This window comes from Paenibacillus sp. FSL L8-0158 (genome assembly GCF_038592965.1).
Taxonomy (GTDB): Bacteria; Bacillota; Bacilli; order Paenibacillales; family Paenibacillaceae; genus Paenibacillus; species Paenibacillus polymyxa_D.
The window spans coordinates 2056359-2070099 of the sequence record NZ_CP151949.1 but is presented as its reverse complement, the minus strand read 5'-3'; the positions used below and the strand labels follow the sequence as shown (position 1 = coordinate 2070099).

9 protein-coding genes and 1 pseudogene are annotated in these 13741 nt (G+C 48.8%); 2 read left to right on the top strand and 8 right to left on the bottom strand.

Annotation, left to right across the window (positions count from 1 at the left end; genetic code table 11):
• Positions 1–63: 63 nt before the first annotated feature.
• The 3 genes from NSQ68_RS09555 to NSQ68_RS09545 form a co-directional block, all read right to left on the bottom strand.
• The gene (locus NSQ68_RS09555; protein WP_342428690.1) at positions 64–1905 is read right to left on the bottom strand and encodes an adenine deaminase C-terminal domain-containing protein; all 1842 of its coding nucleotides are present in this window, start codon (positions 1903–1905) and stop codon (positions 64–66) included.
• A 153-nt stretch (positions 1906–2058) separates the two neighbouring features.
• Positions 2059–4437, bottom strand: a complete 2379-nt coding sequence (gene helD / locus NSQ68_RS09550; protein WP_342428689.1) for an RNA polymerase recycling motor HelD — start codon at positions 4435–4437, stop codon at positions 2059–2061.
• Positions 4438–4793: 356 nt separating this feature from the next.
• The gene (locus NSQ68_RS09545) at positions 4794–5825 is read right to left on the bottom strand and encodes an aromatic acid exporter family protein (protein WP_175405266.1); all 1032 of its coding nucleotides are present in this window, start codon (positions 5823–5825) and stop codon (positions 4794–4796) included.
• A gap of 187 nt (positions 5826–6012) precedes the next feature.
• Between NSQ68_RS09545 and NSQ68_RS09540 the strand changes: the two genes are divergently transcribed.
• Together NSQ68_RS09540 and NSQ68_RS09535 are read left to right on the top strand one after the other, a co-directional pair.
• Positions 6013–7335: an MFS transporter gene (locus NSQ68_RS09540; protein ID WP_342428688.1), complete on the top strand. Its 1323-nt coding sequence runs from the start codon at positions 6013–6015 to the stop codon at positions 7333–7335.
• Between the two features lie 93 nt (positions 7336–7428).
• Positions 7429–8598: a glycosyltransferase family 1 protein gene (locus tag NSQ68_RS09535; protein ID WP_342428687.1), complete on the top strand. Its 1170-nt coding sequence runs from the start codon at positions 7429–7431 to the stop codon at positions 8596–8598.
• 29 nt (positions 8599–8627) lie between these two features.
• Here the strand turns inward: NSQ68_RS09535 and NSQ68_RS09530 are convergent, their stop codons facing one another.
• The 5 genes and pseudogenes from NSQ68_RS09530 to NSQ68_RS09510 all read right to left on the bottom strand — a co-directional run bounded on the left by NSQ68_RS09530 (position 8628) and on the right by NSQ68_RS09510 (position 13658).
• The gene (locus tag NSQ68_RS09530; protein WP_307349655.1) at positions 8628–9260 is read right to left on the bottom strand and encodes a DUF2238 domain-containing protein; all 633 of its coding nucleotides are present in this window, start codon (positions 9258–9260) and stop codon (positions 8628–8630) included.
• 27 nt (positions 9261–9287) lie between these two features.
• On the bottom strand, positions 9288–9491 hold the full coding sequence (locus NSQ68_RS09525) for a YwbE family protein (protein ID WP_025721733.1): 204 nt from the start codon (positions 9489–9491) through the stop codon (positions 9288–9290).
• A gap of 63 nt (positions 9492–9554) precedes the next feature.
• Positions 9555–10295: a DUF1361 domain-containing protein gene (locus tag NSQ68_RS09520; RefSeq protein WP_342428686.1), complete on the bottom strand. Its 741-nt coding sequence runs from the start codon at positions 10293–10295 to the stop codon at positions 9555–9557.
• Positions 10296–10608: 313 nt separating this feature from the next.
• Positions 10609–10965 (bottom strand): annotated as a pseudogene (locus tag NSQ68_RS09515) (sugar phosphate isomerase/epimerase); the annotation flags it as partial.
• 140 nt (positions 10966–11105) lie between these two features.
• Positions 11106–13658, bottom strand: a complete 2553-nt coding sequence (locus tag NSQ68_RS09510; protein ID WP_342428685.1) for a glycoside hydrolase family 2 protein — start codon at positions 13656–13658, stop codon at positions 11106–11108.
• Positions 13659–13741: the final 83 nt, after the last annotated feature.

Below are 13741 nucleotides of genomic sequence, written 5' to 3'. Positions count from 1 at the left end.
AAAACAGGGGTTGTCCCTCAGGTCTGGGCAGACCTGCAGGACAACCCCCAGCGACGTATTCTATCAGACTTCCGTAGCATCCTCTTCCACGAAAAGAGATACCTTGCGGATGCCATCCGCTCCGATCACGACAAGTCCCTGATCCGACAGACGGATTTCAGGGATAACGACCAGTGCGAGCAGTGACAGTGTCATCAGCGCGTTGTTCAGCATGCAGCCGGCTTGCTGAAGCGCCCGGCTGATACTTTCGGACTGCGTAGCCACCTCTGCAAACGGAGCTGGGGACATCAGCCCGGCAATAGGCAGCGGGAAGCGCGTCTCACCCGAGGCGGATACGACCACCACGCCACCACGCAGGGTAACAGCCTGCTTCGCCGCCTGGGTCATGAGCTCGTCATCATTACCAATGACGAGCAGGTTGTGGCTATCATGCGCGACGGTCATGGCAATCGCAGCCGGCTCGGTGAAGCCGACACCGGTCACAAGTGCAACCGCGTGACTGCCACTGGCATGATGGCGCTCGAAAACGGCTATTTTGCACAAATCTTGTGCAGGATCTGCCGTGACTTCTCCATTACGAACCGGAACGGTCATCCGCACTTCCTTCGTGTCCACGTGATTTTCCGTAACACGAATCACTCGTACGGGTACGTTCCCCTCCTGTACTGGAGCCGCGATACGAAAATCTGCAGCACTCAGCTCTCGTCCCAGATGGACCGTGTCCATTACTTCCGCAGGATAAACGAAGCCGTCCCAATCGGCGACCATTTGACCGTGCTCGGCCACCAGCTGGCCCGCTGCGATGGTAGCCGTCACATTCACTTCGGCCAATCGGCCATCAAGCAAAATAATGTCGGCAATCGCACCCGGAATGATCGAGCCGATGTCCCGTGCCACGCCGAAGCGCTCGGCCGTATTCAGCGTGGCCATCTGAAACGCGGTTACGGGCTTGACGCCCTGTGCAATGGCATGACGCACGACGAAGTCCATCTGCCCTTCATGGAGCAAGGATTCTGCGCTGCGGTCATCCGTTACCAGCATCATGCGGCGCGTGTCGAGACCCATTTCTGTGCTGGCTCGGATCGTCTCGGCCACATCATGCCATGCGGAGCCTTGTCGCATCTTGGCATACATGCCGAGCCGGATACGCTCGGCTACATCCTCGGGCGTGACACATTCGTGGTCGCCCGTAATTCCCGCGGCTGCATAGACCGGCAGCCGCCAATCATCGGAGGCCCATGTAAAATGGCCATCCGCCACCTTGCCCGCGCGCAGCGTGGCCTGAATTTCCCCGATCATCACATCGTCTCCATAGACGACACCAGGAAAATTCATGACTTCGCCCAGCCCGATCATATCCGGGCCCCAGCTTAACGCTTCTGCGACTTCCGCCGGGCCGAAGGAGGCACCCGTCGTTTCCAGCTCCGGACCTGTGGACGGCACGCAAGAAGCCACCTGCATGTAAGCTGCCAGCGGTGTCGTACGTGCTTCGTCCAGCATCAGACGAAGCCCTTTTAGACCCAGTACATTGGAAATTTCATGTGGGTCAAAAAAACCACCCGTCACTCCCAGCGGCAGTACAGCCTTAGCAAACTCAGTTACCGTAAGCTGCGTGCTTTCGATGTGACAATGTCCGTCCAGTAACCCCGGTGCCATATAGCGGCCTTCCGCTTCAATGATTATGGTGTCTTCTCCAATCGTATGACTGACGTTCCTACCGACGTAAGCGATACGAGAACCTTGCACAGCAATAGACATGCCCGGCAGCAACTCGCCCGATACCACATTGACCAGTGTTCCTCCGCGGATCACCAGTGATGCCTTGCGCTCCCCTCTAGCTGTAGCTACTAACTCGGGTACACACTCCGCCAGCGGCGGGCGTTGAAATACTCTCTTCATGTCCATTACGTTTGTAACCTCCGTTTATGCTTCTTACCTGTTTTGCTTATTTGCTTATGTTACTGGAATACGCTCCATAATGCCAGCCAACTCTATATCTATTCAAACATCGCAAAGGTTCCTGTGGCATTTGTCCCCAGCTGATTGCCAATATCCTCTCTACAGAACACGATCACTTTCTTCCACTTTGCGGGTATACGTATCCGAATCCCGTAAACTCACGAATGGCGTAATCTCCCCTATGCTATAAATATGCAGCAAATGCATAGCTCGCGTACAGGCGGTGTAGAACAACTTGCGCTCACTCTCACGCTGGTATTGTTTCGCTGATCCATCATAAATCAGGACCGCATCGAATTCCACGCCTTTTGCCAGGTAGGCTGGAATGATATGAATCCCCTTTTCAAAAGCGGGGGTTGTTTTCTTAATTAATTTTGGCTTCACTGACAGCTGTCCTTCCAGCGCTTCGTAGGCTGCCGCGCTTTCGTCAGCATTTTTACAGATCACCGCGATGGACTCATAGCCTTCTGCCAACAATTCAGTGACATTCCCAGCTATCCGTTGATGCAACTTTTCACGTGAACGCACCTCGGTTACAAGAGGCTTCTCACCCTTACGGTTAAACGGTACAATGTGCTCTCCCCCAGCGACCATCCCCCGGGTAAATTCCACAATCTCCTGTGTCGAGCGATAGCTGCGTGTCAGGGAAATCATCTCGGTCTGATCTGCCCCATACAAGTCATACAATGGCTCTGCATCCTGAAGCACCGAGGCATGGGCATAGATGGCCTGATTAAAATCACCCAGTGCCGTCATTTTAGCCTGTGGAAATAAACGCTTGAAGAACGCCAGTTGGAATGGGGAATAGTCCTGTGCCTCATCAATAAACACGTGACGGATGTTGCTATTGGAACGGAAGCCCAGCATCAGCTCACGCAAATATAAAAAGGGGGTTACATCCTCATACGCTAACTCCCCAGCCTGAATTCGTTGCAGGGTTTGCCGACTAATTTCACCCCAGCTGACGGGCAGCTCTGCATGATTCGCCAGTTGGCTCAACAGCGTCTCGTTCATAAACAGCTCGCTGTAGAGCCGGGTCGTATCTACGAAGCGAAGCGCCTTAATCCATTTGCGCAGAGGCTTTAAGCGGTCACTGACCACCATACGCGCCAATATTTCTCTTTCACGTGCAAAATCGTCGAAAGTATCGCCCTTATTCTTGGATTTACGGCGCATACGGTTATAGGCACGCTGATAATCCTCCGGCTCCATCAGATCCATCTGTTGATCCACCCATGGAGCGGAGCATTCCTCCTTACCAAAGCGGGCCAGCTCTTTAAGCATCCAATCCCGCAGCAGTTCCAATCGATTCGCCAGTCGCACCGTAGAGTCGAATTCATAAAACTTGCGTGCCATCTGCTCTACTGAAACCACCTCACGTCCCTGAAAGCGGATGGGTTTAAAACGCATGCCCTCCTGCTCCAAATACGCCTTGTAGCCTGTAATCACATGTAAGAACGTCTTAGACGATTTAAAACGGATACCTTCCATCCTGGCTTCATACCCAGGCTGTAACGACGCTGAAAGCACATATTCCAGCTGTTCAAAGGGATCTTCTAACTGAAACTCCCGGCCCAAACGCCGCTCCAAATATTCCTGAAACGTAGCCTGAAGCATATTTTCCTCACCCAATTCAGGCAATACTGTCGATACATAACTGTTGAACATCGGGTTAGGCGAAAATAACACGACCTGATCCGCTCGTAAGCGATCCCGGTACTTATACAGCAAATACGCTACTCTCTGAAGCGCAGCAGAGGTTTTGCCACTTCCTGCCGCCCCCTGAACAATGAGCATCCGGCTTCGATCATCACGGATGATGCGATTCTGCTCCCTTTGGATGGTAGCGACAATACTTTTCATTTGGGCATCCGAGCTGCGGCTCAATACTGCTTGAAGAAGTTCGTCTCCAATCGTCACCCCTGTATCGAACATAAAACGAATCTGTCCATCACGGATCGAGAATTGACGCTTAAGCGTGAGCTCTCCATCCATCTCCCCTGCCGGAGTTTTATAAGAAGCGGGACCCGGCATGTTATCGTAATAAAGATTGGAAATAGGCGCGCGCCAGTCATAGATCAGAAATTCCTCATCTTGATTATCAAGCAGGGAGGCAATCCCCAGATAAATACGTTCCGCAGTCTGCCCTTCCTCAGCAAAATCAATGCGTGCAAAATACGGTGAATCAAGCAACTTTTTCAAACGACCTAACGCCTCTGTGGAATGCTTGTGTCTTCGTTCCCGCTCAGACAAAATCTCAGACTGCTGACGCAAACTGGTGGACGTCTCGCCCACATCATCCGCCTCACTGAAATTGATCGTTACCTCATCCCAGAAGTCTTTACGCATATCGACGACATCTCCGCGCACAGAACCAACCTCTGTCTCTAGCTTCCGAATTCGCCCGCTAATTACTGCGGTCACATCTTCTACTCTTCGTTGTTCTTCATTCCATTGCTGTTCAGTAGTCACTGGCATCGCTCCTGTTCCGTTTCCTCCTGCTCCACGCAGGGCTCCCTTGCGTACAAACTATGCTCTATTATGGACCCGGACATACCCGCGGCATCCCCCTGATCCGGGAAAATTGACTAATCCTTTGAAGCATGCTATAATGTAAAAAGAAGTGTAACTCACAATTTATGCATATGGTTTTACCATAAAACAGAGCATTCTCTATTGTAGCAAGTTCAGTCCCTGTTCGCAACCAGCGGGCTTTTTTTGTGTGTTCTGGCAACCTTCTATTAACCTGTTCTGACATACTTGAATTCATTACATAAAAAAGCGACCGTTCATCTGATTGATGAATGCGGTCGCTTTTCTTTTAGGAAATTCGCCTATCTGCTCTCTTCCACAGGATGAATATGATCGGCCAATCTGCTCAACCTCTCCAACTGATGACCGTAGTCGTACATGGCCGCAGCCACAATAGAAAGCCGCAGCATTCCTTCCTGACAATGGTCAAAACGTGTAATCGCATGCTTCATAAATTCGCCGTTCGCCTGCTGGAACAGTTCACTTTCGTCCTCGTTCGGTTTTAGCTTATTTTCGAATTTCAGCAGAGCATGCTCGTGAAAACGAATCAACAGCTCCAGATGACTGTCAAAAAAAGCATCCGTTCCCTTTGGCCGTAAAGACTGGAAGTAGTGCCTTTCCACCGCATCCAGTACCTCATATCCTTTGTGTAAACTTCCGAGCATTTGTTTGTATACTACCATTTGTCTCGTTTGACTAAACTTGGAGCGCTTGAGCTTCTTCTGCTCTTCCTCGAACAAATGATATTTATCCGACAGCGATTTAATGGCTCCCTCCAGATTTCCTTTTTCCTCTTTAAAGACAGACTCCTTAATCTCATCGGAAATGGCAGTACGCAGCAGCAAGGACATGCTGTTAAAGACATTTTGAATCTGATTAATAAACTGCCTTTTCGGTTTCGGGGGAAAAACGCTAACATTGATGACAAAAGCAGACACAATCCCAATCAAAGTGAGCGCAAAGCGGGTCACCGCAAATTTCCAGTCCCCTGAGGCTTCCATTACAGAAACAACGGTCACGAGTGTCAATCCAACCGTATCAGCCATATTTATTTTCAGACATATCATAAGTACCAATACACATACGAGTCCGACTGCGATCGGCTCATTCGAAAATACCATTCCGCCCAGCAACGCCATGATTGCACCTAGTGTGCTTGTTTGGAGTTGATCCAGAAAATAACGCCACGACCTATATATCGACGGTTGCATGGCAAAAATAGCGGCTATCGCTGCCCCCACAGGCGAATGGGTGTTCAAAAGCGTGCTCAGAAAAAGGGCGAGCGTCACTGCAATTCCCGTTTTCAACACCCGTGCTCCAAAAGCCAAAGCCATCCCTCCTGCTTACCTTTCAAATTTATTCATACCGAATTACTATAATGAAAATTCAATGTAAAGTCCATGCTTTATTATTACCCAAAACAAGCGAAGATCAGGAATATTTATGAAATGTACAGTTCCTGATAGAATACATATCAACAGAATTAACTTATTTGCAACAACGTCACAGGAGGAACTCATCGTGTCATGGATTAGCAAAATATTAGAAGAGCCCCGAAAGTGGCCGCGTAATATCCGATTGTTTTTTATGGCCAATCTGCTGTACCAGATGGGTACAGGAATGTTTTCTGTGCTGTACAACCTATATATCCAAAAGCTTGGCTTTGACGATGATATGAACGGCCAAGTGGTCAGCATGCAGGCGTTAGCGACGGCGTTGCTGTTCATTCCGGTCGGATTTTTGGGGGATCGGACAAGCCGCAAAAATATGCTGGTTATCGGCGCGTTATTCAGCGGCCTGGCCTTTCTCGCCCGTACCTTTACATATACCAGCGGAAGCATGTTGGTATTTGCCGTAATCTCGGGTGTATTCGCCGCCTTTATTCAGGTACTGGCCGTGCCTTTTTTAGCGGAAAGCATAAGCAAAACCCAACGCTTAAAAATATTCAGCTATTACTCAGCTCTTGTACTGGCAGCCCAAGTCCTAGGCAGCTTCGGGGGTGGCGTACTCGCAGATGGGCTACAGACATGGGGAATCACACCGCTATCCAGTCTGCGGGTTGCTCTGTTCCTTGGAGGAATGGCAACATTGACCGCTTTTATTCCTCTATTGTTCATCACAAAAACTGCGGCAATCGTAGAAGCACCAGCTTCTGCCGAACCTTCAATTCAAACAGAACAAGTACATACGCCGCACAGTACATCCGATATACCTGCCTCGGAGACGCCTGCTGTTTCTTCTGATCGCCGGGTTATTGGACAATTTGTTCTGGCCCAGTTTTTTCTGGGGTTAGGTTCAGGTCTGGTCATCCCGTATCTTAATTTGTATTTTACGAACCGCTTCTCCGTATCGCTCAGCGCGATGAGTTTACTGATTGCACTCGGCCAGCTCATGACCATCCTCTCCATGTTGATCGGACCTACCCTCGGTAGCCGAATTGGACTGGTCAGAGCTGTAGTTGGTTTCCAACTGCTTTCGCTACCATTCCTTCTCATTACAGGCTTTACGAACGTGCTATGGATCGCTTCGATCAGCTTTCTATTCAGGCAAGCGTTAATGAATGCAGCCAATCCGCTGCAAACCGCCATTCTTGTCGAACGTGTGTCGGATAAAAATCGTGGCATTGCCAACTCCATTCTCCAGACGACCTGGATGCTAGGCACCGCAGGTATGGGACCTGTACAAGCCTATCTGGTTACAACTTATGGCAACTACTGGGGCTATGCCATCACATTTAGCATGACAGGTGTTTTCTATATTTTGTCCTCCCTCGTCTATTACAGAATGTTCCGAGAAAAGCGCGCGTCCGCGGGCCAGCTTTTACAAAACCCGGCAAGCCCGTAAACAAAATCATGACACAATAAAAGCCGGAGCCTCCAAGCGGACTCCCCTGGAACGTCATAGGATAAATGAGAATGGCGGAGGAGGAATGAAGGCATGCTTCGAGTTGCATTATTTACGGACACGTATACGCCTGACGTGAATGGCGCTGCTCTAACCCTGGAACGATGGATTGGCTATCTGGAGACACATGGAGTATCTACGCTCGTCTTCGCACCGGAGGCAGACCATCATCTGCCCTCTGGGCCGGGTGTAGAGCGATTTCGAAGTATTCCCTTTTTGTTGTACCGGGAATGCAGACTTGCGATCCCCAACGCCAAACAGATCAACGAGCGTCTGTCAGCCTTTTCCCCGCATTTGATTCATGTCGCTACTCCGTTTAACCTTGGCCTGTATGGAACAAGCTACGCAGCCAAACACCATATTCCACTCGTTGCCTCATATCACACCCACTTTGATAAATACCTCGAATATTACAAGCTTCGCTGGCTTGAACCTGCGTTATGGAAATACATGCTCTGGTTTCACAGACATTGCGAAAGGTTATATGTCCCCTCTCAATCAACCATGGAATTGTTGCGCAATAAAGGAATGGGGCAGCTCGAAATCTGGAGCAGAGGCATTGATACCGACCGATTTCAACCCAAGGTGGACCGTAATGCAGTATGGAAGAAATGGGACGTTCATGCAGATGCATTTGTTATTTTGTATGTGGGCAGGCTTGCACCGGAAAAGGGGATAGACACGTTACTGGATTCCTACCTCCAGTTACCTGACGACGTCCGCGCAGCCTCTGTGCTGGTCATTGCAGGAGATGGTCCATTGTATAAGGTCAAAACTGCAGCGGATATAGGGGTGCCGGAGCATGCACTCCACTGGCTTGGTTTTGTGAAAGGGCCGGAATTAGCTGAACTCTACGCCGCAGCCGACGTATTTCTCTTCCCTTCCACCACGGAAACCTTCGGCAACGTAGTACTGGAGGCTATGGCGAGCGGCACACCTGTGGTCGGTGCCAATGAAGGCGGGGTAAAAGATAATCTAATCCACGGAAAAACAGGGCTATTATGTCCTGCTGGAGACGCCGCTGCCTTTGCCAAAGCTGTACATCTGTTGTACGAGGATGCCTCACTTCGCGATGCTATATCCAAAGATGGTAGAGCCTACAGTCTGGAGCAGACATGGGACCGTATTTTTGAACGGCTACTGGACAGCTACATGGACGCAGCAACCCTACACCTCGACAGCCGTCCCATGACGCGAATGTAGCTCTGAGGATAAAAGAAGAAGAGCCTTTGCTAATACCTTAATTGTTTCAGCAGCTTGTTATGTACCCCACTGAGCAAAATCACTGCGGTCAAAGCGCCGATGAACGCAAGAAGCATATCCCATTGGGTGTCCCATACATCCCCCTGTGTGCCCAAAAAGGCTTCTGCTGCCGTTCCGGTTACCTTGGCTACAGCAAACTCAATCAGCTCATACACAGCGCTGATCGCAAGACACACACTAACCGTGAGGAAAGTGAGCCAGCTCCCGCTTCCCAAGGCGGTTTTACGCAACAGCACTTCCCTGACAATGAGTGCAGGTACAAAACCTTGTACAAAGTGCCCAAGTCGATCATAATAATTGCGCTCCAGTCCGAACGTGTCCCGAATCCAGTTGAACAGTGGCATTTCGGCATAGGTATAATGTCCGCCCACAATCAGGATCAATGCGTGCAGCCAGATTAGAGTATATACCAGATTGGTAAACCGAAATCTACGGTACAGAGCCGCCAGCAGTACAGCTCCCAAAACCGCCGGGAGAACTTCCAATACCCATGTAAAATGATCCGCTGGACGAATCAAGGACCAAATGAGAGCAAGCGCTAGCAATACAAGTAAAACAAGCGGGTAGCGATCATTGTTGGACCTTGCTGTTGTCTGGTTCATACGTCATTCCTCCTCAACCCAAACGCTCTATCCTTCGTTCGTTACGATATGCTTGACACGGCCTACCTGTCCGTCTGTCAAACGCACTTTGATTCCATGCGGATGACGCGGAGAGTTGGTCAAAATATCTTTCACCGTTCCTCGTGTCAGCTTACCGGTAGGCTGATCCTTTTTAAGTACAATATCTACCTGAAGACCAGCGCGGATATCAGATCTATTCTGTCCGTTCATTGTAGGTATTCCTCCTTTGTTTTTATATTTATGATGATATTCAGCCACTCAGTTACAACAAAATCACCAACGACGCCATTCGTCGCGGCGGCTGTCCCCCATCCAGACTACGCACATCGTGGATACATAGCTGACGAGCAAAATAACGAATACCATCCCGCTAAACTCCACAAAATGAGTACGTTGCAAGGAGTCTGCCCATATGGAAGATACCTGTGCATACAGTTGAGAAGGCGCAGAAACAATATCCCATGTGTTCCCTCGAAAGAAACGGCCAATATAAATACCCAGACTGCTCAACAAGAGTACCGCCATCATAAACAGCCAACTAACAAGCCCACCACGTGCACGTTGTACCAACTGTCGTACGGATTCGAGTGATACAAAACCCATTGTCAGGCCAAGTACGGCTACCAGCAGCATCCCCAGTACATGATTCCAAAAGTACGGATTTCCCCAGAAACGTTGCTCCCCGAGAAATGGATATCTGGCGAATACATGCAGTAAGTCTGTGATCAAATAGGGTGTATTGGGATAAAAGAAAAGCCATGCCGCCCCCGTGACCCAGAGTAAAAAAGTCCTCGTTCCTCGCCTCCACGAGCTATACATTACATCAAGCAGCAGCGTCAACAGCATAGGAATCCAGGCCAGCATCATATTCCACCAAATAAAAAGATAAGGGCGGCCCCCTGAGGGCAGTCGCACGTTAATGATCCACAATGTACTGATTACGGAGCATAAGGCCAGTGTTAAAAAAACATAAAGTTTTACTGGATAATTTAACGATCTTAAACGGGCATACATACGTGTCTTTCCCTCCTTGTAACCATCCTGCCTTCCTGACGTTCCAATTTACACCTGTTCTGGACAGTGTACACCACAATGGCTTCAAGCTCAATGGAAGCGCTCCACCTCTGCATAAATGAACATCAAAAAACATCTATTCTTTGGAAATTGATTTCATCCCCGAAAAATAGATGTTTACTGTGTTTTAGACTTCACTCACAGGTAAAGGCGTAGCTCCAGTAGTTTTAATATTCGTGCAGCATGAATTAGCATAATATCACTAACGGCATTATAAATTCCGTCACTAACCCCGTCCATTCGCCATGCGGCGTCCGGGATGCACAACTACCGCTTTTGCTCCATAATGATGCGCATATTCCACAGATTGCACCAGCAGCTCTATCACACGTTGTCGCTTGGTTTCATCGTCAAAACCGAGCAGAACGGAATTCGTGCCGTAATGCGGATCTGGTGTATGTGGAAATGTATTATGCACACTCGATATGCCGATTTCTCCCCGTTCAATCATAGGTTCAATCGTCGTCAGCATTTCCCGGGTAATGTTATAGTTCAGCCCCACCCTGCTAAAGCCCAACTGACGGATTTCCTCTACAAGTTCTCGGCCGACCGTATGCTTTTTAATATTCCAACAGTTAGATGCTGAGTAGATAAATTTCTTATAAATGATCTGTTTCACTTAACTCCCAAGCCCTCTTTTGTTATGTATATTAACATTATGAAATGCTCTACATATCATAATAATAAATTTATATTATAAAAAAAGCCTATCCATCATCTACTTAAAGACGGATAAGCTTTTACTGTTGTCTAACCTTGTATCCAATTGACCAATGAATGTACTGTCAATGTACCCGGTGCAGCTGCCACAAATGCTGATGAACCATTGCCCAAGGCCCAAAATTCCACTGTTTTTGGAATACCGGGAGCCAGATCCAGATGGTTGTCGCTGAAAATACCTTCCTGCTCTGCCGATAGCCACACGTGTCTGGCAAGTACATCCGAACACAGCATGAATCTGCCACCCTCGCTTCCCTGAATCTCTGTCACTTCAATTTTTGTCTGCGGTAAATCCATCTCTTTCGTGTCTGCAAAATAAATTTCACTGGAGGTCACCTGTTCACCATTCTGTGTCAGACGCGCGACCAGCATATGTTCCGCACGGTTCAGGCCACTCAGCCATTTGTCGATAGGCAGTATATGTACAATTCCTGCACCACCTGCTGGTTGCTTTACCTTAACATTCTCTTCACGAACAGCCTGGCTGCTTCGGATATGCAAAAGCGTCAGCCGCAACGTACCTGATATCGGCTCTAGTGTATCGTTGACCAGATGTAGTGCCTTATTCCCCTGTTCTGTATCTGTTGCACTCAACAACACATCGGCAAAGCTACGCTTAGCCGTATATTGGAGCGCCTTCCAACGACCAAAATAATCCATACTCGACCAGGAGGCAACGGGCCAGCAATCATTCATTTGCCAGTATAATGTTCCCATGCAATAGGGCTTGTGACGACGATGCGCCTCTATAGCTGCTTTCATTGCTTCTGCCTGTAAAATTTGGCTCATGGGAAGAAAACTTGTAAAATCCTTTGGTTCTCGCATGTACCGCTCCATATATTCTTTAATCAGACGATTGCCCGCACCGTTCTTCTGATGTGCCAGCATCACCGCAGATTCCAGTTCCAAATCCTTCTCTTCCACATAAGTACGAACGGACTTGTATTCAGGAAAAGACTGAAAACCGTATTCACTCATAAAACGGCCCACATGTACATGATAATTCTCAAACGGCTCAGACGCGTGCCATACACCCCAATAATGAACATCACCTGCAGTTGAAGACCGATGGGCATGCTGGTTCCGATCTCTCGTCAGGTCAATCAGCGGGGAGGAGGGCCAATATGCTGTCTGCGCTGACCAGGTGTGTACCGCCTCTGGTAAAATCCGATGAAAGAGCGTTTCATAATCTTCCCACAGGCGTTCCCGTTGCTCTGTTGTGTAGTCCTTTTTCCAGCCCCAGCCTCCGTTCTCTTCATAATGCGCCCACGCAGAATCGATCTCATTGTTGCCGCACCATAAGGCAATGCAGGGATGATTACGCAGCCGCTTGATATTGTCCTCGGCTTCCTGTGCCACATTGTCCATAAAATCATCATCACCCGGGTACATGCTGCAAGCGAACATAAAATCTTGCCACACGAGCAAACCGTAGTCATCACAAAGCTCATAAAATACGTCTTGTTCATAAATACCGCCACCCCACACCCGCAACATATTCATATTCGAGGCGGCTGCACTGGCAATTTCATACCGATATCGTTCCATCGTAACTTCAGTGACAAAGCTGTCATTCGGAATATGGTTAGCCCCTTTTGCAAACACCGGTATTCCGTTCAGCTCAAAATAAAAGCTCTCTCCTGCTGCATCCCGTTCACGTACAAGACGGATGGAACGCAGTCCCGTTTTTACTGATTTTTCCGCGATTACAGCTCCTTGTTCTTGTTCCACCAACTCGGCCACAAACGTATATAGATGCGGCTCCCCCAGTCCACGGCACCACCACAGCTTCGGCTCCTTCATCTCCAGCTTCAGCTCCACTGTCTGCTTCCCCTTCAGCAGCCGAACTGGCTTGGACCACACTTTGCCGTCAGCGGAAATACGCAACTCGGTATCTCTAATCTCATCTGCATTTTCGATCTCTACTACTGCCGTGAGTTTAGCCCCTACCGAATTCACCTCGTCCTGTCGAACAAACATGTCTCTTACGACCAGACCGGACCACGACTCGATTCGGACCTCTCTCCAGATACCGCTCGTCACCAGCCTTGGTCCCCAATCCCAACCATAGTGGTAGGGAGCCTTACGCGCGAAAACGCTTACCTTTTTGTCGAACAAACCACCTATTTCGGACTGATCATTGGGTGCAGGGAGTCCATAACCTAAGCTTTCCAGCTTGGGTACATCTTCAGCAATCGGAGAACGAAAACTGATTTCTAACCGATTTTCCCCTTGTTGAACAAATGCCTTCACATCCTGTCTCCATACCCGAAACATATTATTGGCTGACAAGACAGATTGACCATTCATTTTTACATCCGCGTATGTGTCCAGACCTTCCAACACCAACTCTACACATTGACATTGAAGCTGATCTGCATTTATCTCAAAATGGGCTTCATATATCCAATCCTGCTTATCAATCCACTGTACCTCCATCTCGTTCATACCCATAAACGGATCAGGAATTTTGCCATGTCGTAAAAGATCGGTATGCACACAACCCGGCACTTTCGCGCTGAGCCACTCATCACTTTGTGCTTCTCTAAACCTCCAGCCATCCAACCCTATCACATTAACCATCGTCACAAGCCTCCCTATAAGCATGATTGGGAACATCTGGATTCGTCAGTAACATAACAAAAATAACATTAAGCTAACAAAGT

Excerpts from the sequence above, each read along its gene's own strand:
- NSQ68_RS09555 (WP_342428690.1), bottom strand. The coding sequence starts at position 1,905 with ATGGACATGAAGAGAGTATTTCAACGCCCGCCGCTGGCGGAGTGTGTA.
- helD (WP_342428689.1), bottom strand. The coding sequence starts at position 4,437 with ATGCCAGTGACTACTGAACAGCAATGGAATGAAGAACAACGAAGAGTA.
- NSQ68_RS09545 (WP_175405266.1), bottom strand. The coding sequence starts at position 5,825 with ATGGCTTTGGCTTTTGGAGCACGGGTGTTGAAAACGGGAATTGCAGTG.
- NSQ68_RS09535 (WP_342428687.1), top strand. The coding sequence starts at position 7,429 with ATGCTTCGAGTTGCATTATTTACGGACACGTATACGCCTGACGTGAAT.
- NSQ68_RS09530 (WP_307349655.1), bottom strand. The coding sequence starts at position 9,260 with ATGAACCAGACAACAGCAAGGTCCAACAATGATCGCTACCCGCTTGTT.
- NSQ68_RS09525 (WP_025721733.1), bottom strand. The coding sequence starts at position 9,491 with ATGAACGGACAGAATAGATCTGATATCCGCGCTGGTCTTCAGGTAGAT.
- NSQ68_RS09520 (WP_342428686.1), bottom strand. The coding sequence starts at position 10,295 with ATGTATGCCCGTTTAAGATCGTTAAATTATCCAGTAAAACTTTATGTT.
- NSQ68_RS09510 (WP_342428685.1), bottom strand. The coding sequence starts at position 13,658 with ATGGTTAATGTGATAGGGTTGGATGGCTGGAGGTTTAGAGAAGCACAA.